This is a genomic window from Vreelandella nigrificans (genome assembly GCF_002374315.1).
Classification (GTDB): domain Bacteria; phylum Pseudomonadota; class Gammaproteobacteria; order Pseudomonadales; family Halomonadaceae; genus Vreelandella; species Vreelandella nigrificans.
The window spans coordinates 1-754 of the sequence record NZ_NWUX01000072.1 but is presented as its reverse complement, the minus strand read 5'-3'; the positions used below and the strand labels follow the sequence as shown (position 1 = coordinate 754).

Below are 754 nucleotides of genomic sequence, written 5' to 3'. Positions count from 1 at the left end.
CAGGCGGCCCATCGGCTTCTCTTCCACTTCGCCAAACTGACTGAAGTCGACTTCCGGCACCGCCGGTATGCCCGCACTACCAGTGGCAGCAGGCGCCGCAGCCTGGGCTTTACCCTGGTTGGCAATGGCCTGCTTCACATAGGCATGCACGTCCTCTTTGAGCACCCGCTCTTTCGGACCACTGGGCTTAACCAAGCCAAGATCAACACCAAGCTCACGAGCCAGCATGCGCACTGCTGGGCCTGCGTGTACCAACTTGCCATCGCGAGGCTTATGAGCCGCCATCTGCGCTTCTGGACTGGGCGTACCAGAAGGAGAAGCAGCAGGCTTGCTAGCGGGCTGAGCTTTTTCTGGCGCGGCTTTTTTGGGTGCGGCTTTTTTCGCACCACCACTAGCAGCCACTTCGATATAGCCGATCACATCGCCTTCAGAGACGCTGTCTCCCTCTTTTACAGTAAGCTCCAAGAGCTTGCCTTTATAAGGGCTCGGCACGTCCATGGAGGCTTTGTCAGACTCCAGTGTGATCAACGGGTCTTCTTCATTGACTTCATCGCCAACTGCAACGCCGATCTCAATAATCGGCACATCGGCAGAACCAGATAGATCCGGCACGCGAATCTCTTTGCGCTCAGGCTCACCGCTGCCGGTCTCTTCTTCAGTTTCAGCCGCCGCTTCTTCTGGCTCGCTGGTTGGCGTTGACTGAGCTTCCTGGGCTGGCGCCGCTTCTTCCGCAGCATCACCACCACCGGCAATT

1 protein-coding gene is annotated in these 754 nt (G+C 57.8%); it reads right to left on the bottom strand.

Features of this window, described 5'->3' with window-relative positions; translation table 11 throughout:
* A partial coding sequence (locus CPA45_RS22525; protein WP_208858589.1) for a biotin/lipoyl-containing protein occupies positions 1–754 on the bottom strand: 754 nt, incomplete at both ends.